The organism is Pseudomonas sp. FP2335, from assembly GCF_030687535.1.
GTDB lineage: Bacteria > Pseudomonadota > Gammaproteobacteria > Pseudomonadales > Pseudomonadaceae > Aquipseudomonas.
Genome location: NZ_CP117437.1, coordinates 2,568,498 through 2,593,562, shown reverse-complemented (window position 1 = coordinate 2,593,562; position 25,065 = coordinate 2,568,498). Strand labels below are relative to the sequence as shown.

General features: G+C 59.6%; 25 protein-coding genes. 11 read left to right on the top strand and 14 right to left on the bottom strand.

Translation table 11 applies throughout. The features are described from left to right. The first annotated feature begins 62 nt into the window (after positions 1-62). From PSH81_RS11570 to PSH81_RS11545, 6 genes are all read left to right on the top strand, one after another. Positions 63-497, top strand: a complete 435-nt coding sequence (locus PSH81_RS11570) for a hypothetical protein (RefSeq protein ID WP_192299770.1) — start codon at positions 63-65, stop codon at positions 495-497. After that, on the top strand, positions 494-1,045 hold the full coding sequence (locus PSH81_RS11565; RefSeq protein WP_226457148.1) for an adhesin: 552 nt from the start codon (positions 494-496) through the stop codon (positions 1,043-1,045). The genes PSH81_RS11570 and PSH81_RS11565 overlap by 4 nt, the downstream gene beginning before the upstream one ends. Before the next feature lie 67 nt (positions 1,046-1,112). Then, positions 1,113-1,862 (top strand): hypothetical protein, encoded by a 750-nt coding sequence (locus PSH81_RS11560; protein WP_305392563.1) that lies wholly within the window; start codon positions 1,113-1,115, stop codon positions 1,860-1,862. Between the two features lie 61 nt (positions 1,863-1,923). Further along, positions 1,924-2,604, top strand: a complete 681-nt coding sequence (locus tag PSH81_RS11555; protein ID WP_226457150.1) for a C39 family peptidase — start codon at positions 1,924-1,926, stop codon at positions 2,602-2,604. 39 nt (positions 2,605-2,643) lie between these two features. Further along, positions 2,644-3,390, top strand: a complete 747-nt coding sequence (locus PSH81_RS11550) for a hypothetical protein (RefSeq protein ID WP_226457151.1) — start codon at positions 2,644-2,646, stop codon at positions 3,388-3,390. 49 nt (positions 3,391-3,439) lie between these two features. Further along, complete coding sequence (locus PSH81_RS11545; protein ID WP_192299661.1) at positions 3,440-4,744, top strand: autotransporter outer membrane beta-barrel domain-containing protein; 1,305 nt, start codon at positions 3,440-3,442, stop codon at positions 4,742-4,744. Positions 4,745-4,808: 64 nt separating this feature from the next. Here the strand turns inward: PSH81_RS11545 and PSH81_RS11540 are convergent, their stop codons facing one another. Beyond that, positions 4,809-6,134 carry a sigma-54 dependent transcriptional regulator gene (locus tag PSH81_RS11540; RefSeq protein ID WP_305392562.1) on the bottom strand — a complete coding sequence of 442 codons (1,326 nt, stop codon included), beginning with the start codon at positions 6,132-6,134 and terminating at the stop codon, positions 4,809-4,811. Positions 6,135-6,479: 345 nt separating this feature from the next. Between PSH81_RS11540 and PSH81_RS11535 the strand changes: the two genes are divergently transcribed. Next, on the top strand, positions 6,480-6,740 hold the full coding sequence (locus PSH81_RS11535; protein WP_305392561.1) for a hypothetical protein: 261 nt from the start codon (positions 6,480-6,482) through the stop codon (positions 6,738-6,740). Here the strand turns inward: PSH81_RS11535 and PSH81_RS11530 are convergent, their stop codons facing one another. The 5 genes from PSH81_RS11530 to gnd all read right to left on the bottom strand — a co-directional run bounded on the left by PSH81_RS11530 (position 6,741) and on the right by gnd (position 11,486). After that, positions 6,741-7,547, bottom strand: a complete 807-nt coding sequence (locus tag PSH81_RS11530; protein WP_305392560.1) for a hypothetical protein — start codon at positions 7,545-7,547, stop codon at positions 6,741-6,743. 1 nt (position 7,548) lies between these two features. Next, the gene (locus PSH81_RS11525) at positions 7,549-7,962 is read right to left on the bottom strand and encodes a hypothetical protein (RefSeq protein WP_305392559.1); all 414 of its coding nucleotides are present in this window, start codon (positions 7,960-7,962) and stop codon (positions 7,549-7,551) included. Between the two features lie 193 nt (positions 7,963-8,155). Next, positions 8,156-8,986: an HAD family hydrolase gene (locus tag PSH81_RS11520; protein ID WP_305392558.1), complete on the bottom strand. Its 831-nt coding sequence runs from the start codon at positions 8,984-8,986 to the stop codon at positions 8,156-8,158. After that, positions 8,983-10,506 carry a glucose-6-phosphate dehydrogenase gene (gene zwf, locus PSH81_RS11515; RefSeq protein WP_192299665.1) on the bottom strand — a complete coding sequence of 508 codons (1,524 nt, stop codon included), beginning with the start codon at positions 10,504-10,506 and terminating at the stop codon, positions 8,983-8,985. The genes PSH81_RS11520 and zwf overlap by 4 nt, the downstream gene beginning before the upstream one ends. Then, the gene (gene gnd, locus PSH81_RS11510; RefSeq protein ID WP_192299666.1) at positions 10,503-11,486 is read right to left on the bottom strand and encodes a phosphogluconate dehydrogenase (NAD(+)-dependent, decarboxylating); all 984 of its coding nucleotides are present in this window, start codon (positions 11,484-11,486) and stop codon (positions 10,503-10,505) included. The genes zwf and gnd overlap by 4 nt, the downstream gene beginning before the upstream one ends. A gap of 285 nt (positions 11,487-11,771) precedes the next feature. Between gnd and PSH81_RS11505 the strand changes: the two genes are divergently transcribed. From PSH81_RS11505 to PSH81_RS11490, 4 genes are all read left to right on the top strand, one after another. After that, positions 11,772-11,933 carry a DUF6026 family protein gene (locus PSH81_RS11505; RefSeq protein WP_226457155.1) on the top strand — a complete coding sequence of 54 codons (162 nt, stop codon included), beginning with the start codon at positions 11,772-11,774 and terminating at the stop codon, positions 11,931-11,933. Between the two features lie 140 nt (positions 11,934-12,073). Continuing rightward, positions 12,074-13,816: a phosphoethanolamine transferase CptA gene (locus PSH81_RS11500; protein WP_226457156.1), complete on the top strand. Its 1,743-nt coding sequence runs from the start codon at positions 12,074-12,076 to the stop codon at positions 13,814-13,816. Positions 13,817-13,944: 128 nt separating this feature from the next. Next, entirely contained in the window at positions 13,945-16,182 is a 2,238-nt protein-coding gene (locus tag PSH81_RS11495) for a TonB-dependent siderophore receptor (protein ID WP_305392557.1), read from the top strand. 154 nt (positions 16,183-16,336) lie between these two features. Continuing rightward, on the top strand, positions 16,337-16,558 hold the full coding sequence (locus tag PSH81_RS11490; RefSeq protein ID WP_226457158.1) for a hypothetical protein: 222 nt from the start codon (positions 16,337-16,339) through the stop codon (positions 16,556-16,558). Between the two features lie 98 nt (positions 16,559-16,656). Here the strand turns inward: PSH81_RS11490 and PSH81_RS11485 are convergent, their stop codons facing one another. The 8 genes from PSH81_RS11485 to PSH81_RS11450 form a co-directional block, all read right to left on the bottom strand. Further along, positions 16,657-17,148: a GNAT family N-acetyltransferase gene (locus tag PSH81_RS11485; RefSeq protein ID WP_226457159.1), complete on the bottom strand. Its 492-nt coding sequence runs from the start codon at positions 17,146-17,148 to the stop codon at positions 16,657-16,659. 165 nt (positions 17,149-17,313) lie between these two features. Next, complete coding sequence (gene zapE, locus PSH81_RS11480) at positions 17,314-18,420, bottom strand: cell division protein ZapE (RefSeq protein ID WP_226457160.1); 1,107 nt, start codon at positions 18,418-18,420, stop codon at positions 17,314-17,316. Between the two features lie 5 nt (positions 18,421-18,425). Then, on the bottom strand, positions 18,426-21,083 hold the full coding sequence (gene pepN, locus PSH81_RS11475) for an aminopeptidase N (protein ID WP_226457161.1): 2,658 nt from the start codon (positions 21,081-21,083) through the stop codon (positions 18,426-18,428). A 13-nt stretch (positions 21,084-21,096) separates the two neighbouring features. Further along, positions 21,097-21,927, bottom strand: coding sequence for a DUF2797 domain-containing protein (locus tag PSH81_RS11470; protein ID WP_192299674.1), 831 nt, complete (start codon positions 21,925-21,927; stop codon positions 21,097-21,099). Continuing rightward, positions 21,924-22,184 (bottom strand): YeaC family protein, encoded by a 261-nt coding sequence (locus PSH81_RS11465; RefSeq protein ID WP_065927897.1) that lies wholly within the window; start codon positions 22,182-22,184, stop codon positions 21,924-21,926. Before PSH81_RS11465 ends, PSH81_RS11470 begins: the two co-directional genes overlap by 4 nt. A 13-nt stretch (positions 22,185-22,197) precedes the next feature. Further along, positions 22,198-23,067: a rhomboid family intramembrane serine protease gene (locus tag PSH81_RS11460; protein WP_226457163.1), complete on the bottom strand. Its 870-nt coding sequence runs from the start codon at positions 23,065-23,067 to the stop codon at positions 22,198-22,200. Next, the gene (locus PSH81_RS11455) at positions 23,064-24,035 is read right to left on the bottom strand and encodes a metallophosphoesterase (protein ID WP_226457164.1); all 972 of its coding nucleotides are present in this window, start codon (positions 24,033-24,035) and stop codon (positions 23,064-23,066) included. Before PSH81_RS11455 ends, PSH81_RS11460 begins: the two co-directional genes overlap by 4 nt. After that, the gene (locus tag PSH81_RS11450) at positions 24,035-24,925 is read right to left on the bottom strand and encodes an NAD(+) kinase (RefSeq protein ID WP_003217892.1); all 891 of its coding nucleotides are present in this window, start codon (positions 24,923-24,925) and stop codon (positions 24,035-24,037) included. The genes PSH81_RS11455 and PSH81_RS11450 overlap by 1 nt, the downstream gene beginning before the upstream one ends. Positions 24,926-25,065 lie beyond the last annotated feature (140 nt).

Below are 25,065 nucleotides of genomic sequence, written 5' to 3'. Positions count from 1 at the left end.
GCTGTTTAGGGTCAGCGCGAAGAACAAGGAATATCGCCGTGATCACATTCACTCAAGGTTCGATGAACGTTCTGCTGATCAGCTGTGTACTCAGCGTTGGTATCAGTGTTCCGAGCTATGCGGGTGACGGTGTGATCGTGACCGGCCGCGACGTCCAGGCGCACATGTATGGCCGCGCGTCCTTCGGGCCCGATCCTTATCCCAACACGGCGAATGCCAATCCCAGCAAAGACATTCTGAACGCCATGTCCGGCGAATTGACTGACCGTGACTTTGGCGGCGTCAACAGCGGCTTGGGCATCACTCGCACGGCACTGCAGCCAACCGGCAATTTCTCCGGTGTCAGTGCGACGCAGAACAGCATGTCCACCCTCGGCGCCGGCGCTTCCTCCGGCCACGGCTCGGGCAGCAGCATGGGCGGGCAGATCAGCGATTCGATCCAGCGCGGCATGGCGCCCTTGAACAATCTCGGCAACATGCTGGGGGGCAAACAATGAACCGTTCCCTGCTCCTTCTCGCGCTGCTGGGCAGTGCCTGCGCCATGGCCGACAACAGCGCCGTGATCAACAACAGCGGCACTGACTACACCGGCAATTTATCGGTCAACCAAGCGGCCGGTAATCAGCAGCAACAGGCCAACAACCGGGCGATCACGCTCGGTGGCCAGGCCAGCACACTCAATATCCAGAGAATGGATGGCAGTGTTGACCCGTCCACGAACGCCAAGGCGGCGATTCAGGGCAACTCTTTTACCAACGGCAACGGTGTACTGGGCGTCAACCAGTCGGCCGGGGCCAATAACCAACAAGTCAATGCCGTGCGGATCAGCGTAAACCCTGCCCCGCAAAGCATCGACGACAGCGTCCTGGTGCAACAGAACACCACGACGCTGGCGACCGACTCAGGGCTCACCCCCACCACTGGCAGCCGCCAGGTCGTGACAAGCGACCAGGCCTTCACCGGCAGCCGAGGAGTGATACAGGTGAACCAGAGTGCCGGGGTGGGGAACCGAGTGGCTAACACCCTGGGCATCACTATCAAGTAACTGCTTGATAGCACTAGTTAGACCGTACCAACACTTAACCAACTAATTAGAAGCAAGGAGAAACACCATGAAACCTCAAATGGCTCTGAAACCAATGGTTTTCGCTCTCGCCGCACTGATGGCAGCAGCTGCTCAAGCAGGTGGTGGTGGCTGGCACCCAGCTCCGCAACCCACTGGCGTGGTTGCCTCCGTGGTGACCGATGTGCAAAACAGCATCGGTAACAAGTTTGACGACACCAAGACCGAAAACAACGCCTCTGCCGATAACTCGGTAACCGAAAACAGCGGTAACACCGGGGTTAACGTCCAGGCTGGCAGCGGCAACCAAGCAGACAACTCTGGCGCGATCTCCAGTGCCAAAGGCGACTTTGCCACCGTGTTCGCTGTAGTCGATGTGAACCAAAACAGCGGGTTGAACAACTTCGTCAACAAAGGCACGCAAAACAACACCTCGCTGGACAACGCCGTTAACCATAACTCCGGCAACGTGGGCTACAACGGTCAGTCCGGCCAAGGCAACCAAGGCAAAAACAACCTGGCAATCACCACGGCTGATGGCAAAAACATCGCTGCAGCTGCCAACACCGAGCAAAACTCGCTCGGCAACAACTACCTGAATGCTGCCGCTACCAGCCACGGGTACGGTTGGGGCAACAAGGCTCAATACGTATCTAACAACTCCAGTGCCGACAACTCGATCAACCGCAACTCCGGCAACGTGGGTGTGAACCTGCAATCGGGTTCGGGTAACCAAGGCAGCAACAGCCTGTCTGTTGGCCAAGGTTGCAGCGTCTGCCAAAGCGGCGTGCGCTTCTGATGCAACGGGGCCTTGGAAACAAGGCCCTTTTTTATTCCAGTGTCCAACAGGTCATACGATCATGCGCCTCGCGACCCTCAGCCTCCTGATGTTGCTCACCGGCCCGGCCTGGGCAGGCAACATGGCGATTTCCGCCATGCCTGGCGGTGCAGTCATCTTCAAGAAGGTCGAGAGCATCCGTGAGCGCCGGTTCGCCAACCTGGTGGAACAGAAAACCGATTTCAGCTGCGGTGCCGCGGCACTCGCCACCATCCTGCGCCAGGGCTATTGGCTCGACGTAGACGAAGATCACGTCATCAAAGGCATGTTGGTCAACGCCGACCAGGATCTGGTCCGCACCCAGGGCTTTTCGATGCTGGACATGAAGCGCTACCTCGAAAGCATCGGCATGCGTGCGCGGGGCTACAAAATTGCACCAGAGACCCTGGTGACCGTGAAGATCCCCGTGGTGGTCCTGCTGGAAATTCGTGGCTACAAGCACTTTGTGGTGATGCAGCGGGCCGACAAGGACTGGGTCTACATCGGCGACCCGGTACTGGGCCACAAACGCTACTCACACGACGACTTCGTCAAAGGCTGGAACGGCATCGTCTTCGCCGTACTGGGCGAAGGTTACGACAAGGCCAACGTCTTGCTCGACCCGCCCCTGCCGCTGACCGCCAAGAACCAGTTGAATGAGTTCAGGCCTGTCGGCGACGCCGAGCTGATGGACTTCGGTTTCATCCAAAGCGACTTCTTTTAACGAAGCGCAATAAGGAGCAGGACGCTCCAGGAGCAAAAGATGAACACTTACCGTTGGCTGACGGTCATGTGCCTGGCAGCCTCAATGCCCGCTTATGCTTCATCGGCGTTCAAGCCTATTGAACTCAAGGATTCGGAGATGTCCGAACTTCGCGGCCGTTATGTGATGCCAGGGCGAATCATCAGCTTTGGCATTGTCATGAGCAGCACCTGGACCAACGCCATCGGTGACACCATCACCGGCAAGGCCAGCATGCAGATCGACAAAACCACCATTACCCCGCAATTTTATGTGCAAACCACTGGCTCGTCTGGCACTGGTACCAACCAGAACACCGGCACCGGCACGGTAACCGGCGGCGCTGGCCTGGGCAGCGGCCAAGGCGTGACGCAGAGCGTACGCTCGGCAGGTGATGGCAACACCGCCTACAACAACGTCGGCATCACCATCAGCGACAACGGCTTCGCCCCCGCCAACATGGCGCAATCCGGGCAAGTACTGGCGGCGGGCGGCACGGTGACAGGGGCCAGTGCAGCCGGTCAGGTGAGCGTCTCGGCCAACAATGGCGGCTTGCAGATGGCGATCCAGGCCAATCACAACCAGGGCAACAGCCTCCAGAGTATTGGTGGCGGCACTGTGCTGCAAGGCACGGTACTGACCGGCAATACCAACTTCGTCAATAACATGACCCAACTTAACGTCGTGATGAACAATAACAGCCTGAACAACCCAGCCTTGAACTGCAATCTTGAACAACTCAAAGGCCTACGCACGCTCGGTTATTGAACTACGCTGACCCTCGACACTTTAGCATTCAGAAAAGGACGGCTTTTTCATGCATCGATCGTTATCGCTACGTGCGGTGGTCTGCTTAAGTACGCTCTTGCCCGCATCCGTTTTGTATGCAGCGCCAGATGCCGATATCGAGACCCTCAAACAGGAGCTTCTGCAACTTAAACAGCGGTACGAAGTGCAACAAAAAGCCTTGGCCGTGCTCGAACAGCGCGTACGCCAAGTGGAGGATCAGCCGGCCACACCGGCACCGAGGCGCCTGGCCAAGTCCCCTGCGGACTTCCAGAAAGCCAGCGGCGCTACCGTGGCAGGCACGGGCGCGGCAGCCGCATCCGGTGGCGCGGGCGGCGGTGGCAGTTCCTATGGCCAGTCGCTCAAGGACGATTCGGCGCCCGCACAAAGTGTGAGCAACCTCTACAACGAAGCCAGTGGCTTCTTTGGCAATGGCAAGTTCAGCTTTGAAACCGGTGTCACCTATGCACGTTACGATGCGCGCCAGTTGACCCTCAACGGTTTCCTGGCGCTGGACTCGATCTTCCTCGGCAATATCAACCTGGACCGGATCAAGGCCGACAACTGGACGCTGGACCTGACCGGGCGCTACAACGTCGACAACCGTTGGCAGTTCGACATAAACGTACCTGTGGTGTACCGCGAGTCGACTTATCAGTCGGCCGGCGCCGGCAACAATGCCACCGCCACGTCGGAAGAGTCGGTGACCCGCGACCCAACCATCGGTGACGTCAACTTTGGCGTGGCCTACAAATTCCTCGACGAAACGCCCAGCCTGCCGGATGCGGTGGTGTCGTTGCGGGTCAAGGCGCCTACGGGCAAAGAGCCGTTCGGGATCAAGCTGGTCAAGTCGGCCAACAACGACAACCTGTATGTGCCGGAGAACCTGCCGACGGGTAACGGTGTCTGGTCGGTTACGCCGGGCATTTCCCTGGTCAAGACCTTCGACCCAGCCGTGTTGTTTGGCTCGTTGTCCTACACCCACAACTTCCAGGGCTCGTTTGACGACATCAGCAGTGACGTCAATCAGAAAGTCGGCGGCAAGGTCAGCCTTGGCGACAGCTTCCAGCTCGGGGTTGGCGTAGCGTTTGCGTTGAACGAGAAGATGAGTATGTCGTTCTCGGTCTCCGACCTGATCCAGCGCAAGAGCAGGCTCAAGCCCAACGGTGGAGACTGGCAGTCGGTAGTGTCCAGCGATGCCAACGCCGGCTACTTCAACGTGGGGATGACGATTGCCGCGTCGGATAACCTGACGATCGTGCCGAACCTGGCGATCGGCATGACGGATGATGCACCGGACTTTACGTTCAGCCTGAAATTCCCGTATTACTTCTGACCGCTCACGACAAAAAAAGCCCCGCAACGATAAGGGTCGTTGCGGGGCTTTTCGTTTACCCGCCCTAGCGGATCTGGTGTTTGTGCAGCAACCGGTAGAACGTCGGCCGGGAAACCCCCAGCACACGGGCGGCGACACTCAGGTTGTCGCTGTGCCGGTTGAGCACATCGCACAGCGCCTGATGTTCGGCGCGGTGCTTGTAGTCCTCCAGTGTAGCCATCGGTGAAACAATTGCCTGCTCGCTTTGCAATCCCAGATCAGCGGCTTCGATCTGGCGCCCTTCGGCCAGTACCAGGCCGCGTCGCACGCGGTTGGCCAACTCGCGCACATTGCCCGGCCATGGGTGCTGGCCCAGTGCGGCCAATGCGTTTTCGCTGAAGCTGCGCGGGCGGCGTCCGGTTTCCTGGCTGTAGAACCGGGAAAAATGGTTGGCCAGCATCGGCACATCACCGTGGCGCTCGCGCAACGGCGCGGTCACCACTTGCAGAACGTTGAGCCGGTAATACAAGTCTTCGCGGAAAGTGCCCTTCTCCACCGCCGCCTCCAGGTCGACGTGGGTCGCGGCCAAGACCCGCACATCCACGGGGATGGGCTGGCTGCCGCCGACACGTTCGATCTGTTTTTCCTGGAGAAAACGCAGCAGGTTGGCTTGCAGCTCCATCGGCAAATCACCGATCTCATCGAGAAACAGCGTGCCGCCATTCGCCGCTTCGATGCGCCCGACCTTGCGTTGATGGGCGCCGGTGAACGCACCTTTCTCGTGCCCGAACAACTCGGACTGGATCAGGTGCTCCGGGATCGCCCCGCAATTTATCGCGACAAACGGTTTGGCGTGGCGTTGGGATTGACGGTGCAGGGTCTTGGCCGCGAGCTCCTTGCCTGTGCCGCTATCGCCGCGGATCAGCACCGGAGACTCCGTGGGCGCCAGCTTGGCGAGCAATTTGCGCAACTCGCGTATGGGACGGCTGTCACCCAGCAGCTCATGTTCAGGCCCGTCCACCGGGGTGGTGGCCTGACCACGCAACCGCGCCATGCCAAACGCGCGCCCCAGCGTGACCTGCACCCGGGCCACGTCGAAAGGCAAGGTATGGAAGTCGAAAAACCATTCGCAGACAAAATCACCGACGTTTTGCAGGCGCAGCACGTCCTGGCTGAGCACGGCGATCCATTCAGTGCCGCTGCGACTGATCAGCTCCTTGACTGCCTCGGGCCGCTCCAGATGATAAGGCTGCAAACGCAGCAAGCCGACATCACACGAGCGGTCTCCGACGGCTTCCAGGGCACAGCTGTCGACCTCCCACCCGGCCGTTCGTAAACCGGGCAACAACCCATGACAATCCTCACAAGGGTCAACCACCAGCAAGCGACGTTGCACAGGTGTAACAACCATGACTATTCCTTGACGCCAAAATTGTTAAAGTTATTTAGAAACAATGGTTTGTGGCTTCTGATAGCAACAGTAGCAAGATATTGACGCACGCCTTGTACCGTTTCGCTATAAGTGTTGGCAAAAAGCCAGCTCCCAACGCCAACGGCTAAAAAGTTACCATCCCGGAAAACTTTCATTGGGCTTTCAAAACAGCCGCTTACATGACACTCATCACGAAAGTTGGATTTTTCTTACACTAACATGTGACCCGTACCCCGCCATCGTGCATCAGTACAAGTAACTCGCCGTACGGCCCGCCCAACCGACGGCACTCCACTTGATTGGGCATTTAGAGAGACGACCCACATGAACGCCCCGCTCCGCATCAACGAAGCTCTTTTGATCGCAGACCGTGCCTTCCAACCCTTTCAATGCGTGGCCTGGCATGACGGCAATGGCGCCCTCAGCCTGAGCGTCATCGACCGCACCAACACGCGTATCGGCAGCAAGCAACTGTCGTCCAGCGCCTATACCGACCCGGCGCAACTGGAAGACCTGCTGTTGCAAGCCCGCGCCGAACTCGACAAAAGTGGCTATCAGCTTCAGTCCTGGGCCATGCCGGAGTAATTACTGGTCGGCGGGGTTGACGTCCTCGCCAAAGAACACCGTTTCGGCAACTTCTCGATCAATGTTGGAACGTAAAACATTGATCAGCAGCTGGTTGTTCGAGGTGCGTTGTTTCAACTTGTGGTAGCTGGCATTTCGATCAGCATATCGAAGTAGCAGTCCTCGGGAAAAGTGGTAACCAATGTTGCGCGCACTCTGATCTTCGTAGAAAAAACGTGCAAACCAGAGTTCGCGCCCTGAGGAACGCTGCCGCACCACAAATGGGCGAATCAACGGGTCATGGCTGTCCAGTTCCACCACGTCGATCAACCACGCCTTGTACAACGTCAAAAGGCCCTCCGATGTGGGGGCCCCGTGAAGGATCATGCGATTACGGGCCAGCGACGCCTGCTCCTGAAAGCGTATGACTTCGTCATACAGGGCACTGGGTGTGTTTTTGAAAAACTCCAGTAGTTCCTGATGCTTCGGCGAGGCCGCAGGTACTTTCAGTGCATCGATCAGCAAATCTCGTTGCCGGACCATCTTGTTCGCATAGTTCAACCACTCTCTGCGCACCAGCCGTGGTGAGAACCGAGCGAATGCCTCCATCTGGAGGAGCTGGGTAAACTGGTTTCCCGCGCCGCGCCACAAGCGATTGGCTTCACCGCCGATATTCGCCAGTTGCTCATGGGCAGCAAGCTCATCCGCAGCCTTCACAAGCGGTGCAGGCACTTCCCGCCACATCGGTTCCTCCTGCGTACCTTGCTGCTTGAAAGTCCAGATACTGCGGTGGTCAAAGGGTTCAAGCACGTCGACATAGGCTTGCACTTCACCCTCCTCCACGACACTGCGACGGTTGCCTATCACCCCACAGAAAGCGCGCCGTGCCGTGGGTGCCTGATTCCATCCAATAGTTGACCAATGCCTCTTGATAGCGCTCGAGCAACTGCGGGCCACGATCATTGATCAAGGCTTCCACGTCACTGCTTTTGACCTGCAGTGGAAGCGATGAATTCGGCTGCGCACTTTGTGCCAGGAACGTCCCGTCGGAATAGTCGACGAATGTCCCGGTGGCACATCGTTCGATCAACGCATCGACCAATGTCAGGCTGTTGTGGCCGGCCAGCTTGAAGGCCTTGCCGTCAAAGATGTAGACCGGCTCCATCAGCACCGGGTGAGACGGGTTGATAACCAACCACCGATATTGATTGCCCAAGCTTTGCTGCAAGACGGCAATTGCCACTTCTTGCAGCGTGGGGCAGGCAAGAAAATGGCGCCTGATTTGTGGTATCGGCTACAGCGAGAGCCCATTGAGGGCAGAGGATGCGTGCGTGGCCACGGGACGACTCCTTGTCGTGTCGTGGCGCCCCGTCGATCAGGGCGCCAAGGGCGGCCAGCAGTATCGAGGTATAACGCAGAGGGCCTGTGGTAGCTGTCTATCGCAGGCCGGCAGACAAGATGAAACGCTCGAAGGCTTCGGCAGCGCCATCCTCGACATGACTGCCGGTGACCACGCTGGCCTGACGCTTGACGGCCTCCTCGGCCTGCCCCATGGCAATCGACAACCCGGCCACCTGGAACATCGCCGGGTCATTGCCGCCATCCCCAATCGCCGCCGTTTGCTCCAGCGGCACTCCGAGGTGGGCGGCCAGGGTCTTCAACGCCTCGCCTTTGTTGGCCAGCATCGCCGTCACGTCCAGGTACACCGGCTGTGAACGCGAGACCTGCGCCAGCCCTTGCACCCTGGGCTGCAAATGCGCTTCCAGTTCAATCAAGCGTTGCGTATCGAGGCTGGCGGCGACGATTTTGTCGATGCGGTCCAGGTACGGCTCGAAACTCTCCACTACGACCGGGCCATAACCCAAGCCATCGGTCTCGCGCTGCACCATCGGCCCTGGTAGGTCGCGGCGCAGCCAGTCACCGTCGGCAAACACCCAGGTTTCGACGTCCGGCGCGGCCGAAAACAGCGCCAGGGCAATCAGCGCCGCTTCAGCAGGCAGATGATGGGCGACAAGCACGCTGCCATCAGGACTGATCAACGTGCCGCCATTGAAGCCGGCCACCGGAATATCGATACCGAAAGTCTCGACCATAGGCAGCATGGCCTTGGGCGGACGCCCGCTGGCCAGGCTGAAAAACACCCCGGCGGCGCGCAACGCACGTACCGTATCAACGGTGCGTTGGCTGGGCCGGTGATCGGGATGCAGCAGGGTGCCGTCCAGGTCGCTGAGGATAAAGCGGATGGGATGAATCGCGGCATCACTCATCCGAGGGAGTGCCATGTGCGGCCATCACGGGCCAGCAACGCGTCTGCCGCGGCGGGGCCATCTTCGCCGGCCTTGTAGGGCTGGATGCCGTCATCCTGCTTCCAGGCATCGAGGAACGGTTGCACCGCACGCCAGCCGTTTTCGATGTTGTCGGCACGCTGGAACAAGGTCTGGTCGCCGGTCATGCAGTCGTAGATCAAGGTTTCGTAGCCTGTCGACGGCTGCACTTCAAAGAAGTCCTTGTAGGCAAAACCCAGTTGGATATTGGCCATGTCCAGGGTCGGCCCAGGTTTTTTGGCCAGCAGGTCGAACCACATGCCTTCGTTCGGCTGGATCTGGATCTTCAGGTAGGTGGGCTTGAGCTCATCCACCTCGGTGTCGCGGAACTGCGCATAAGGCGCAGGCTTGAAGCAGATGACGATTTCGGTGTCGCGCACACTCATGCGCTTGCCGGTGCGCAGGTAGAACGGCACGCCAACCCAGCGCCAGTTGTCGATCATCACCTTGAGGGCGACAAAGGTCTCGGTACTGCTGTCGGGCGCGACGTTGGCTTCTTCGCGGTAACCGGGCAGTGGCTTGCCGCCGATTGCACCGGCGGTGTATTGCCCGCGTACCGAGTTGGCTCGCGCATCCTCCAGGGACCAGGGCCGCACGGCACCAATCACCTTGGCTTTTTCACCGCGCACCGCGTCGGCACCAAACGCAGCGGGAGGTTCCATGGCCACCATCGCCAGCAACTGGAACAAGTGATTGGGCACCATGTCGCGCAAGGTGCCGGTTTTTTCGAAGAAATTGCCCCGGGTTTCAACGCCGACGGTTTCGGCGGCGGTGATTTGCACGTGGTCAATGTAATGGTTGTTCCAGAATGCCTCGAACAGCACATTGGAAAAACGGCTGATGAGGATGTTCTGTACGGTTTCCTTGCCCAGGTAATGGTCGATGCGATAGATCTGCTTCTCGCTCATCACCTTGAGCAGGCTGGCGTTCAACGCTTCGGCGGTGGCCAGGTCGGAGCCGAAGGGTTTTTCGATGACCACGCGGCGAAAGCCATCCTCGGTTTCCGACAATAGCCCCGCGCTGCCCAGGCGCTGCGCCACTTCACTGAAGAAGCGCGGCGCGGTGGCCAGGTAGAACACCGCATTGGCGGTGCCGCTGTCGGCGATCTTCTTGCCGATGTCCACGTAGGTGCTGTCGTCGAGGAAGTCACCCTCGACGTAGCTGATGTTCTTGGCCAACTGGGCCCACAACTGTGGGTCCAGGGCATTGTCGGCATTGCCCTTGACCTTGCTGGCGGCCTCGGTGCGGATGAAGTCCTCGAGCTTCTTGGCAAAGTCGGCGTCGCTGATGGCGTTGTGATCAACGCCAACAATACGCAGGCCATCGCCCAGCAACCCATCTCGACTGAGGTTGTACAGCGCCGGCATCAGCAGGCGCTTGACCAGGTCGCCATGGGCGCCAAACAGAAACAATATGGTGGGTGGAGCGGGTTCGGCCTTGGACTTCTTGCCGTTGGCGGTCATTTTTTGGACGTCTCCACATGGCCACCAAAGCCGAAGCGCATGGCGGAAAGCATTTTGTCACCGTAGGTGCTCTGCTGGCGCGAACGGAAACGGGCGAACAACGAAGTGGACAGCACCGGCACCGGCACGGCTTGTTCCATGGCCGCTTCGATGGTCCAGCGGCCTTCGCCACTGTCGGCCACGGAGCCGGAGTAGCCGTCGAGTTTCGGGTCGGTGGCCAGGGCGTCGGCGGTCAGGTCCAGCAGCCAGGACGACACCACGCTGCCACGGCGCCAGACTTCGGCGATGTCGGCGACGTTGAGGTCAAAACGTTGATCTTCTGGGAGGTTGTCCGAGTTCTTGGTCTTGAGGATGTCGAAACCTTCGGCAAACGCCTGCATCATCCCGTATTCGATGCCGTTGTGGATCATCTTGACGAAGTGCCCGGAACCCGCGGGGCCTGCGTGGATGTAGCCTTGCTCGGCGCGCGGGTCAGCGCTGTCTTTGCGGTCTTTGGTACGCGGGATGTTGCCGATGCCCGGGGCCAGGGTCTTGAAGATCGGGTCCAGGCGCTGCACGGTTTCGGTGTCGCCGCCGATCATCATGCAATAGCCGCGCTCCAGGCCCCAGACGCCGCCGGACGTGCCGACGTCAACGTAGTGCAGGCCCTTTTCCGCCAGTGCCTTGCCGCGACGCACGTCATCCTTATAGTTGGTGTTGCCGCCGTCGATGATCACATCGCCAGCCTCCAGCAGCGTGCTCAGCTCATTGATGGTGTCTTCGGTGGGCGCGCCTGCTGGCAGCATGACCCATACGGCACGCGGCTGTTGCAGCCCGGCGACCAGTTCCTTGAGGCCGCCGACGCCAGTGGCGCCCTCTTCGCTCAAGGTTTTGACAAATGCTTCGTTACGGTCGAAAACAACGGTGGTATGCCCATTGAGCATCAGGCGCCGTGCAATATTCCCGCCCATGCGGCCTAGTCCGATAATCCCCAGTTGCATGTGCTGATGCTCCTAACTACTAAAAAAATGTGTGACATAGTTTATAGCGCAATGCGCCTAATGAGGATCAGAACCGCACAGATCCATTCAGTTTCATGACAAAAAAATAGCCATCGTTTCAACATCACGGCAGCGAAAGTCACACGACCACCAAAAATAAAAAAGTTCCCTTGCTGCAAAAAAGAATTCAGACTTGCTTCCGACTGATGCCGAGAACCTCGAATCAAGCGTTCTGGCACCGCGATCCACCGGCTATTTGCGAGGCAAGCAATGAGCACAGCACAGATGACCCGCCCTCCACAGACCCTCTACGTCACTGTCCGTCGCGATGAACTGCGCCAGTTGAAGGATGAGCGCGATCAATTGCAGCAGGAAGTGCTGCGCCTGCGTTCGCACCTGCAAGGCCAGCTCAGCCAAGCCCCAGCCCCGACACTGAGCGCCTCGTAAGGTAATCCTTACAAATAACTCACAAAGTTTTCACACCCCCTTCTCGATACTCCAGCCCCCAAGGGCCACCCCATGCAAGGGTGGCTTGTGTTGCGTGCGTCCCTGCACACAGCTGAAAAATAACCGGGTTGGAGCGCTGGATGGCGATGTTCAAACGCAGCACTAAGTCTGCGAAAGGCTTTGATTGGGCTGGCCTGTGCTGGCTGTTCCTGTTTTTCTGGTACTTTTCGGGCATTACTCAACTTCTGATCCAATTGACCGGCGTTTCCGGTTTTGCGGGCTTTCGTCAGGCGTTCTTCATGAGTGCGCTGTGGCTGGCCCCGTTGTTGATATTCCCGCGCCAAACCCGTTTGCTTTCCGCCTTGATTGGCGTGGTGCTGTGGGCCTGCTCCATGGCCAGCCTGGGTTATTTCTTCATCTACCAGCAGGAATTTTCCCAAAGCGTCATCTTCATCATGTTCGAGTCGAACATCTCTGAAGCCGGCGAATATGCCACCCAGTACTTCGCCTGGTGGATCGTGCTGGCGTTCATTGCCCACACCGCCGTGGCCATATTCCTCTGGACCCGTGTACGCCCGGTCTACCTGCCACGCGGACAGGCGTTGGTGGCGGCCGCCGCTATCGTAATTGCGATTGTCGGCTACCCACTGGTCAAGCAGATCGCCCGCAGCGACACCCTGGAAGAGGCCTTCGATCGCTTCGAAGCCCGTATCGAACCGGCGGTGCCGTGGCAGATGATCGTCGCCTATCACCGCTACACCCAGCAGTTGGACAATATGCAGGGCATGCTCGACAGCGCCAGCCAGATCCCGCCGCTGCGTAATCTGAAGGACAACATGGCCGGCCAACCGTCGACCCTGGTGCTGGTAATCGGCGAGTCCACCAACCGCCAGCGCATGAGCCTCTATGGCTACCCGCGCAACACCACACCGGAACTGGACAAGCTGCGCGATCAACTGGCGGTGTTCGACAACGTCATCACCCCGCGCCCCTACACCATCGAAGCGCTGCAACAGGTCCTCACCTTCGCCGACGAAGAGAACCCGGACCTGTACCTCAAGACCCCATCCATCGTCAGCGTGATGAAGCAGGCCGGTTACAAAACCTACTGGATCACCAACCAGCAGACCATGACCAAGCGCAACACCATGCTTACCACCTTCTCCGAACAAGCTGACGAGCAGGTGTACCTGAACAACAACCGCAACCAGAACGCCCGCCAGTACGACGGCGACGTGTTGCCACCGTTCGCCAAGGCCCTGGCCGACCCGGCGGAGCGCAAGTTCATCGTGGTGCACTTGCTCGGCACCCACATGAGCTACCAGTACCGTTACCCGCCGACCTTCGACAAGTTCACCGACCGCCAGGGCGTACCTGCCGGGATCAGCGACGACCAGTTGCCGACCTACAACAGCTACGACAATGCCGTGCTGTACAACGACTTCGTGGTGTCGAGCCTGATCAAGGACTACGCCAAGACCGACCCGAACGGCTTTTTGCTGTACCTCTCGGACCATGGCGAAGACGTATTCGATTCCGCCGGCCACACCACCCTGGGGCGCAACGAAGGCAAGCCGACGGCACCGATGTACACCATTCCGTTCATGGCCTACGCCTCGCCGAAATGGCGCGAAAGCCACGACTGGAGCTTTGCCGGCGACTTGCAGCGGCCCTACAGCAGCTCGCAGTTGATCCACACCTGGGCCGACCTGGCCGGGCTGAGTTTCGACGAACTGGACCATAGCAAGAGCCTGGTCAGCGACAGCTTCAAGGCGCGCCCACAGATGATCGGCAACCCGTACATGCGCCAGCAGAAGCCGTTGATTGATTTCAGTTTGATCAAACCGAAGAAGACCGAGCCTACGGATGTGGTGGCCAAGTAAACGACCGCTCGCAACAAAAAGATAACAATCATTCTCATTCAGCCCTAAAGTTCGGGCGCTCCTTTCGTCTTTGAGCCAAGGCCTTTTCTTACCGAGAAGGCCTCAAAGACGACAAGGAGTCTTCCGCGATGTTCGCGCCTTTTACCCGTTCCATGACCTTCTCCCTCGGCCTGTTCAGTGCCGCACTGAGCCCGCACCTGCTGGCTGAAACCGACCCCGACGCCACGCCGAGCAAGGCCCTGGAGCTGGGCAGCACCAGCATCACCGCCGAAGGCCTTGGCACCACCACCGAGCACACCGGGGCCTATACGACCGGCTCGATGAGCACCGCCACCCGGCTGAACCTGTCGATCAAGGAAACCCCGCAGTCGATCTCGGTGGTGACTCGCCAGCAGATGGATGATTTCAATCTCAATACACTGACTGATGTACTGCGCCAGACCACCGGGGTTACCGTCCAGCATCTGGATTCGGACCGGGCGGGCTACTCGTCGCGTGGCTACGGCATCGATAACTTCCAGATCGACGGCATGCTCAACACCTTCGGGCGCATGAAGTCAGACGCCGACACCATCATCTACGACCGTATTGAAGTGGTGCGGGGCGCCACCGGATTGACCACCGGCGCCGGCAACCCTTCGGCCACGGTCAACATGATCCGCAAACGCCCCACCGCCCAGTGGCAAGCCAAGACCGGCGTCAGCGGTGCCAGCCATGACAACTACTACAGCTACCTGGACGTCGGCGGCCCACTGGCATTTGATGGGCGCCTGCGTGGGCGTACGGTGCTGGCGTACCGCGACAGCAAGTCGTTTCGCGACAATTACGCGCTGCAACGGGAAGTCGGCTACGGCATTCTCGAAGGCGACCTGACAGACGACACCGTGGTCGCCGTAGGCTTCGATTACCAGAACAAACATGTGCAGGGCAGCTCCTGGGGCACCCTTCCCTATTGGAACAGCGACGGCAGCAAGGCACGACTCTCGCGCTCGGCCAACCTGGCGGCAGATTGGAGCTCCTGGCCACTCAAGGACAAGACCACCTTTGCCTCCATCGACCACAAGCTGTCGGCCGACTGGCGTCTCAAAGCCGCTTATACCCATCGACAAAGCGATACCGACGGCAAGGTGTATTACGGCGGTGCGGGCTTCCCCAATCCGGATGGCAGTGGCATGACCGCCTGGACCAACCAGATGGTCGGCACTTCGAAAATGGACGTGGTCGATTTGAATCTCAACGGCACCTATGCGCTGCTGGGTCGCGAGCATGAGCTGATGGTGGGTTACGGTGAGTCCCAGCAGCGCGATGCTTCGCCCTACCAGCGCTTCACCACGCCTGACGGCTACGAAACCATCGAGGACTGGAAGCACATGGGCGCCATCGCCAAGTTCCCCGACCGCACCACCAACCTTCAGGGCGAACACTCGCGCAAGAAACAGAAGGCCGGTTACCTCGCCACGCGCCTGAGCCTGACCGACAAACTGCACGCCGTGCTGGGCAGCCGTTATGGCAGTTGGGACATCGAAAGCGTGTCGCCGGAGTACGACGCCAGCTTCAACCTGACCAAAGCCACCAAAACCAGCCAGACCCACAACGACATGTGGACCCCCTACGCGGGCCTGCTGTACGACATCACGCCGCAGTACACCGTGTACGCCAGCTACACCGACATCTTCAACCCGCAAAGCGTGCGTGATGTCAGCCGCAAATACCTTGAGCCCGTGGTCGGCAGCAACTATGAGCTCGGCATCAAGGGCAGCCTGCTCAACGAGCGCGTAAACCTGGCCGCTGCGTATTTCTGGAGCACCCAGGACAACGTCGCCGAACTGGACAACGCAGCCGAACCAGACCCAGTGACCCGCGAACAGTTCTACACATCCAGCGGCAAAGGCAGCAAGGTCCAAGGGTTCGAGGCCGAGGTATCGGGCGAAGTGCTGCCCGACTGGAACCTCACGGCGGGCTACAGCTACACGCACTCGCTCAATGGTGATAAGCAACGCAACAACACCAACGTGCCGCTGAACATGCTCAAGGTGTCGACGTCCTACCGCCTGCCGGGCGAATGGCGCGGGCTGACAGTGGGTGGCGGAGTGAACTGGCAGAGTGATTTCTACCAGTTCGCCGACCGCCCCAGCGGTGGCCGGGACGATGAGGGCTACCTGAACACCGAACGCGCCAAGATCGTCCAACAGGCCTACACCGTCGTCAACTTGATGTCGCGCTACCAGTTCGACGAGCACGTGTCGGCTTCGGTGAACGTGAATAATCTATTCGATAAAAAGTACTACGAACGCGTCGGCTTTTATAACGGCGTGTATTGGGGCGACCCACGCTCTATTACACTGGCGCTGGACTGGAAACTTTAATCCCCCTGCCCTGCGGCGCTTCGAAATTTAACAAAAACGTTAAGTTTCGACGCCGCTCAGTTAAGCCTCTCTTAATCAAGCCTGCACATAATCGGCCCCACGAGTCTGGTCCAAGCGGACCGACACCCCTCAAAACCGACTGGGAATACCGACGATGAAACTCTCTACGCTGATGCTTGCAGGCTTGATGACCCTGACCTCTGCTGCCGCTTTTGCCGAAGGCGGCGCCGAGCGTTCGAAGGAGTTCTACGCCAACTTCAAGCTCATGCAAGAGCAGTCCAATGGCAAAGCCGAGCAAACTGCGGCCAATGACGCAAAACAACCAAAGCCTGAACAAGCGGCTCAACGCGGTGACGAGCAACAACCGAAGATTTAATCAACGCGCAACTCCCTTAGCCTTCCCGCTCCTTTGGCCAAGGTAAACTTGGCGCCAGATTCAGGCGCCTTTTTTTTGCACGCTTAACAACTCACTACTTACAACGGTTTATTCCAGAACAGCATGCGGCCGTGCGCCGGATCAAACTTCGAATCGTCAAAACCAAACTTCCGATACGCCGATTGTGCGACTGCATTGCCCTCAAGTACTTCCAGGGTAATCTTGCAGCAACCACGCTGACGGGCGATTTCTTCGACCTTCTGCAGCATTTTCTGGCTAAGACCCAAGCCACGGAACTGTTGCATCACCACCACATCATGGATGTTGACCAAGGGACGGCACGCAAAGGTCGAGAACCCCTCGAAGCAGTTGACCAACCCCGCCGGCTCACCGCCGACAAATGCCAGCACGCTGAATGCGTGTGGGCGCTTGGCCAGCTCGCCAGGCAGTTGCAGCAACAGGTCGGCAGGCAAGCTGTGACCGCCCCCCATCGGGTCTTCGGCGTAATGGTTGAGTACCAGGCTGATGGCCTCGGCGTGCACGGTATTGGTGTAGCTGGCTTGCAGCACCAGAATGTCTGGAGTGTCCATTGCCTTCCTCGATCGCGACAACACGGGAATCGTCTCCCTTTGAGGCGAACGATTGTATGCGCGGCGCAGGCTATAGATGAAGGAGATTTACTACCAATACCCGACAGAAACGGCACAGGTTGTGCGCATCCACACGCACCAACAAGGCAGTGCGCGGATTTTTTCTCACATGCCAAAGCGCTGCAACTGCATCTCCTGCAAACGGCTGAGTGTGCGACGAAATGCAAATTCCAGGTAGCCTTCGGTGTAAAGACACTCCAAAGGCACCGCCGCCTCGATGAACAACGGCACCTTGCGGTCGTAGCACTCATCCACCAGCGCAATGAAACGCCGCACGCTGTCATCGTGTACCGACAGTTCGGGTAGCTCCCGATCCCCCGCCGCCACCCGCTGTGCACCGTCCTCAGTGCCACGTGCAATGCGTCCCGGACGCTTCTGCGCGCTCAGGTTGGGCACCTCGCCCACCAAGATCGCACGGTAACGATCACACAACTGCATGAAATCCATGGCCGACAGCGGTTGCTCGCATAGGTCGGCATAACGGCACCAGAGCACGGTCTCGCTGGCCTGCACTGCCATGATCGAACGATAACCGACGCTGACCGCCCCCTTGCTGACGGCTTGCCCTTCACTCAAGTGCTTGAACACCTCGGCCAAGGCCTCGGGCCGATTCACCCAATAACGTTGCAGCCCGGTGCCAGGGTGTAGACGGTGATCCTCAGCGCCGTCCACTGCCACCACCTGCATATGCTGTTTGATCGCCGCGATACCCGGCAGGAAACGCTCGCGGTTGAACCCGCCGGCGTACAACTGGTCGGGCGGCTGGTTGGATGTGCAGACCATCACCACCCCCTCGTCAAACATCACCTGGAACAGGCGACCCAGGATGATGGCGTCACCAATATCATTGACGAACAGCTCGTCAAAACACAGCACGCGCACCTCCCGGGCCAACTCTCGGGCCAGGGCTTGCAAGGGATCGTGGATACCCGTGAGCTGAAACGAGCGCTGGTGCACCCAGCCCATGAAGTGATGAAAATGCTGGCGCCGCGCCGGCACGCGCAGGCTTTGATAGAACTGGTCCATCAGCCAGGTCTTGCCACGCCCCACCGGCCCCCACAGGTAAACCCCGGCGACGTGTGAACGGCCTTGATGCAGCGCCTCGTGACACGCTTGCAAAGCCTCCACCGCCCGACGCTGGGCGTCGTCGGTGACGAAGCCCTGCTCGGCGATGGCGTGCTGATAGGCGGCCAGTGGCGAATCAAATGCCATGGGCTTTACGCAAGGCTCTTGCTGACCACCTCGAACACGTCGCTCGACAACTCACCCGAGGCGCGAATGCGCTCCAGCTCGGCCTTCATCAGCGCCTGACGTGCGCTGTCATACTTGCGCCAGCGGGTCAGCGGCGCCAATTGACGCGAAGCAATCTGCGGGTTGAACCCGTTCAACTGGATCACCAGATCCGCCAGGAAGCGATAGCCCGAGCCATCTGCCGCGTGGAAGTTGATCAGGTTCTGCCCGGCAAACGCGCCAATCAATGCACGCACCTTGTTCGGGTTCTTCAGGGTGAACGCCGGGTGCTCCATCAACGCCCGCACCCGCGCCAACCCGCCGGGCAAGGTGCTGCCGGCCTGGACGCTGAACCACTGGTCCATGACCAGCGGGTTGTCCTTGAAGTTCTCGGCAAATACCGCCAATGCCTGGGCCTTCTCGGCGTCAAACGGCGAATTGACCAACACCGCCAGTGCGGTCAGGCGCTCGGTCATGTTGTCGCTGGCGTCGAACTGCTCCAACGTCGCAGCCAACACCTCGGGCTTGCCGCTGAGCATCAGGTAGGACAACGCAATATTCTGCAAAGCACGACGGGCAAAGTGCTCGGCCGCGGCCACGTAAGGGGTCTTCTTCGACAGCTCGCGATTGGCCTGGTAACGCAGCCACAAGGCGTCATGCAGCTTGTCCGCCAATTGTTTGCGGGCAAACTCGCGGGCAGCGTGGATGGCATCGACATCCGCCACTTCGCTGATTTCCGTCAGATAGGCTTCGCCTGGCAGCGCGAGCATTTCCGCAACCATTGCCTGGTCCAGCGATTCATCGCTGAGCACCGTGCCCAGCGCGTCGACCAGGCGCTGGTCCAGCTGCAGCGGCTGACCGGCCTGATGCTGGCCGATCAGTTCCTGCAACACCTGTACCGCCAACTGCTGGCCGGCGTCCCAGCGGTTGAAGCCGTCGCTGTCGTGCTGCATCAGGAACATCAGTTGATCGCGGTTGTACGGGAAGCTCAACTTCACCGGCGCCGAGAAGCCGCGCAGCAGCGAAGGCAGCGGCTGCTCGGGGATGTCGACGAACGTGAAGGTCTGCTCGGCCTCGGTCACCGAGATCACCCGTGACGTAGCACCAGCGCTGGCTTCGCCGGCCAGACGCAAGGCGATAGCCGCGCCCTGCGCGTCCAGCAAGCCCAACGCCACGGGAATCACGAACGGCAGTTTTTCCACCTTGTCCGGGGTTTGCGGGCAGCTCTGGCGGAAGGTCAGGCTGTAGGTTTTTGCCACGGCATCGTAGGACTCGCTCACAGCCAGACGTGGGGTGCCGGCCTGGCTGTACCAGCGCTTGAACTGGGTCAGGTCGGCACCGTTGGCGTCTTCCATGGCCTTGATGAAGTCGTCGCAGGTCACGGCCTGGCCGTCATGGCGTTCGAAATACAGGTCGCTACCTTTGCGGAAGCCTTCGGCACCGAGCAAGGTATGGATCATACCGACCACTTCCGAACCCTTTTCGTACACGGTCAAGGTGTAGAAGTTGGATATCTCGATAAAGCTGTCCGGGCGCACCGCGTGAGCCATGGGGCCGGCGTCTTCAGCGAACTGGTGCGTACGCAGGTACGCCACGTCCTGAATGCGCTTGACGGTGGCCGAGTTCATGTCGGCAGAGAATTGCGAGTCACGGTAGACGGTGAACCCTTCCTTGAGCGACAGCTGGAACCAGTCGCGGCAGGTCACGCGGTTGCCCGACCAGTTGTGGAAGTATTCGTGGGCGACAATCGCCTCGACCCGCTGGTGCGCGGCATCGGTGGCGGTTTCGGCACGGGCCAGCACGGCGCTGGAGTTGAAGATGTTGAGGCCCTTGTTTTCCATGGCGCCCATGTTGAAGTCGTTGACGGCAACGATCATGAAGATGTCGAGATCGTACTCACGGCCGTAGGTTTCTTCGTCCCAGCGCATGGATTTTTTCAGGCTGGTCATGGCGTGCTGGCATTTGTCGATGTTTTCCGGCTCGACGTAGATGCGCAATGCCACTTCACGCTGGGTCATGGTGGTGAAGCTGTCTTCAACGCACCACAGGTCACCGGCTACCAGCGCAAACAGGTAGGCTGGTTTCTTGAACGGGTCTTCCCAGGTCGCCCAGTGGCGGCCGTCTTCGCCCGGGCCGCTGGCAATCGGGTTGCCGTTGGAGAGCAGCACCGGGTAGCTGTGCTGTTCGGCGATCACCGTGGTGGTGAAGGTGCTCATGACGTCAGGGCGGTCGAGGTAGTAGGTGATCTTGCGGAAGCCTTCGGCTTCGCACTGGGTGCAGAACATGCCGCCGGATTTGTACAGGCCTTCAAGGGCGGTGTTGGTTTCCGGGTGGATTTTTACCGTGGTATCGAGGGTAAACGTCTCACTTTTCGGCTGCAGCGTGAGGTGACTGTCGGTCAACTGGTAATCGGCGCCAGTCAGTTGCTGGTCCGCCAGGTTCACGCTCAACAACTCAAGTTGCTGCCCATCCAGCACCAGCGGCGGCAAGCCCGCGCCGCGCTCAGGGTTACGGCGCATTACCAGTTGCGCGTGGACCAGGCTGTGGTCCTCGAACAACTCGAAGGTCAGGTGCGTCTCGTCGATCAGGTAGTCCGGCGCCTGATAGTCCTTGAGGTAAATCATCTTCGGTTGTTCGGTGCGCATGCTTGGTGTCCTTCTACTGATGCACGGCGAGCTGGTAGGCCGTGTACTTGCGGATATTGATGACGCCGGTATCGAAGATCAGGTATTGGCCCTTGACCCCCAGCAGCGTGCCTTCGGCAATCGGGTTCTTGTCCAGATTGAAGCTGACGATCTTGGCGGGATATTGCTCCACCGGGTAGCGGATTTCTATCGGCTCGATGTCGGTAACGGGTTGGATGGCTTGTAGGCCAAAGCGTTCCTGCAAGGCGCTGATGCCTTCGGCACAGGACGTGAACAGTTCATCGCGCACTTGCTTGAGGTCCACGGACGCAGCGTCGCCTTTGAGCAATGCGCGCCAATTGGTCTTGTCGGCCACTTGGCTACGGAACACATCTTCAACGAAACCGGACTGCTGGCGGGTCGCCACGCGCATGATCGGCAGCGCCTGGCTCGCGCCCTGGTCCAACCAACGGGTCGGCAACTGAGTGGCACGGGTGATACCGACCTTGATCCCCGACGAATTCGCCAGGTACACCACATGGTCGGTCATGCAGAATTTCTCGCCCCAGGACGGTTCACGGCAGGTGCCTGCGTCGTAATGGCAACGCTCGGGGCTCATGATGCACAGGTCACACTGCGCCAGCTTGGTCATGCACGGGTAGCAATACCCCTGGCTGAAGCTGGTCTTGGTCTTGCGGCCGCAATGGCTGCAATGGATGGCGCCAAGGTATTCCAGGCGGATATGGCTGCCGATCAACGGATTGACCGGCACCTCGGCATCGCCCAGGCGAAACGCGTATTGAACGGTCGGCTCACCGAGTTGCGCCGACATTTTGCTGACTGCACCACGACCGATTTCAATCAATGGATCGCATCCGACTTGAACAGGATGTTCGGTACGGTGGTCGACTTCGACTGGCATTCCTGCGGGCCCATGTAGCCGGTGCGCTGCTCTTCCGGCAGGTTCTGGATTTCCCAGGCAATCATCGCCTGCAACGACAGCTCGCGTTGCTCGGCACTGAGCTTGCGGCCATCGGACCATTTGCCGATTTCCACGGCAAGCTTGAGGCTCGCGTAGATGTCCGGGGTGATGTTTTCGATCATTTCAGCAAAAGAGGACATGAGCTCTTCCTTATCAAATAGAAGATTTGCGGCGGTTGTACACACCACCCAGCAAACCGGTCAGGCAACCGATAACCAAGCCACCGACGTGGGCCGCGTTGGCGATTTCGCCGAAACCGATCATCGAGACCAGCCCCGACATGCACAGCACCAGCCACACCAGCATCATCACCAGCACCCCACGGGGCAGACGATACGCCGGGTTGGGCGACAGTAATTGAAAAATCCAGCAATGCCCGAGCAAGCCATACAACACGCCGGACAAACCGCCGAACAGGCTCGGACCGCCGTAAGCGTATTGCGCGTAGTTGGAGACCAGGCTGAACAACAGGGTCAGGCCGAGCAGGTTGATGCTGCCCTGGCGCACTTCGATGCGCCGGCCCAGCTCCCAGTACCACATGCCGTTCATGGCCAGGTGCAGGATGCCGAAGTGGATCAGCATCGGCGTGACCAGGCGCCACCACTGGCCCGACGCAAGGCTGTCGGCCAACGGCGTGAACTGGATGTATTCGCCCATGATGCGAAACGGCAGAAACGTCAGCCAGGCCATGGCCTGCAGGTTTTCACCAAGCAAGGTCACCGCACCCACGATAATGCTCGCCAGCAGCACCAACGCGGTCACCGGGCTGTGGCGCAGTTGCTGCACAAAGCTTGGGCGCGTCACCGGCGCCTGCTCGGGAATATCCAGTTGCTGGTCCGGGTCACCGGCAGGAAAGCGTTGATACAACACGCGCACGTCGTCACTGATGGTTTCCGGCACCCACAACACCTGCTCGCCCGCTTCCTCGCTGACGCGATGGGGCACCTGCATGCGTTGCAGCAGCTTGACGAAACCGCTCAGGTCAACGCTCAGGGGCAAGCGCAATACCGCCACGCTACTCATACAATCACCTCGGGTCGCTCAACGTCGACCCATACGAATTTACGTGGGTCCAGGCGGGTTTCCTGGTCCAGTCGATACGCCACCAACTTGCCGTACAGCACCGCGCTGTAGTCCAGGCAGGCCAGGTTCTCGCGGATCGGTGCCGGTTTGCCGCTGCGCCAGTAATGCCCGACGAACAACAATGGCTCGTCGATGCCATAGCGCAGCAGGGAATTCTTTTCGGTGGACGACAACGGCGTACGCGCCACCGGTTCGGGCAGTGCGTCGGGCTGGAACACGATGTCGCCGTAGGTTTTCGGGTCGTCTTCCCAGAATTTGGTGCGAAAGAACGAGCGCGTCAGGCCATCACCGCCGGTCAGCGTCAAGCCGTCCGGCAAGCGCATGTCGGTACCGCGCAACAGGCGATCAAAGGCGTTGCAGGCAAAGCTGCCCGGCACAGCGGCGGCCTGCAGGAAATGCTGGTCGATGCAGCCATCCGGGAACGTCGCACGCAAAGGTTGGATGAAGCCGTCATCCCAACACGCATGCACCACACGAAAGCGCCCGGCGTCGACAAACAGCGGCATGTCGTAGAACCAGCCGAGGAAGTCATGCCAGTCGCCGGGGTGCTGTTCGAATTGGGTCAGCGTCTCGTGGAGCAACCGCGCATGCCGTGGGTTGTGTTCGCGCACGAACTGCTTGCCACTGCCCGGCGGCGCCGGTGTGCTCCAGCCCAGCGCATTGAATTCATGGTTACCCATGATGCACAGCGCCTGGCCTGCTTCGGTCATGTCGTGGACGATATGCAGCGCCTCGCGAATACGCGGACCGCGGTCGATAATATCGCCCAGGAACACCGCCATCCGCGACGGGTGGCGCCAAGTGCCGCCCAGCTTGTGGTAGCCCATTTGGTCGAGCAAGTGCTCAAGGGTATGGGCGCAACCGTGCACGTCACCAATCAGGTCGTAGCTACGCGCGGGATCGAGCATCAGTCGCCTCCACCCCCCAAGCGGCTGCCCCAGCCCAACTTGGTGCGGCACACTTCGTAGTAGTTGTGGTCCAGCGGGTGGATCAACCGCAACTTCTGTGCCTTCTTGCTCACGGTGATGGTGTCACCGGGGGCGCAGGTGAAATGGTTCTGCCCGTCACACGATACCTGCGGGTAGATCTGCATGTCTTTGGACACCACGATTTTCAGCTCACTGTTGCCATCGACCACAATCGGCCGGCTGGACAACATATGAGGGTACATCGGCACGATCACAATGGCATCCAGCTTGGGATGCATGATCGGACCACCGGCGGACAGCGCGTAGGCGGTGGAGCCGGTGGGCGTGGCGACGATCAGGCCGTCAGCCTTCTGGCTGCACACGAACTGGCCGTCGATATACAGCTCGAACTCGATCATCCGCGTGGACTTGCCGGGGTGCAGCACCACGTCATTGAGGGCATCGCCCTGGCCGATGGCTTCACCATGGCGGCGCACTTCGGCTTGCAGCAGGAAGCGGTTTTCCACCAGGTAGTGGCCGTCGAGCACCTTGGCCACTTCGACTTCCAGCTCATCCGGGCGGATGTCCGTCAGGAAACCCAAGCTCCCCCGGTTGATCCCCAGCACCGGCACGTTATGCCGCGCCAACGCCCGGGCGGCGCCAAGCAGGCTACCGTCGCCCCCGACCACGATGACCATGTCACAGACTTCGCCGAGCATCTTGCGCGACGAGGTTTGCAGGCCATGGCCCGGCAGGATTTCGGCGATGGTGTCTTCGAGGATCACATGCAGGTGGCGTTCCAGCAGGAATTTTTTCAGCCGGCGGACGGTGTCCAGCACCTGGGTACTGCCCAGGCGACCGATAATGCCGATATTGCGAAACTGCTCCATGGGGCTCCTGCGGGGTGTGCGGCGTGGCGGAAAACCGCGATTATGGGCGAAAGGCCGCCCCAGGCAAAATCCTTTGTCGCCGCGAAGCCTTGATGACAATGGTTCTCAGCCACCTGCACCACGGTTAAACGGCTATGCTC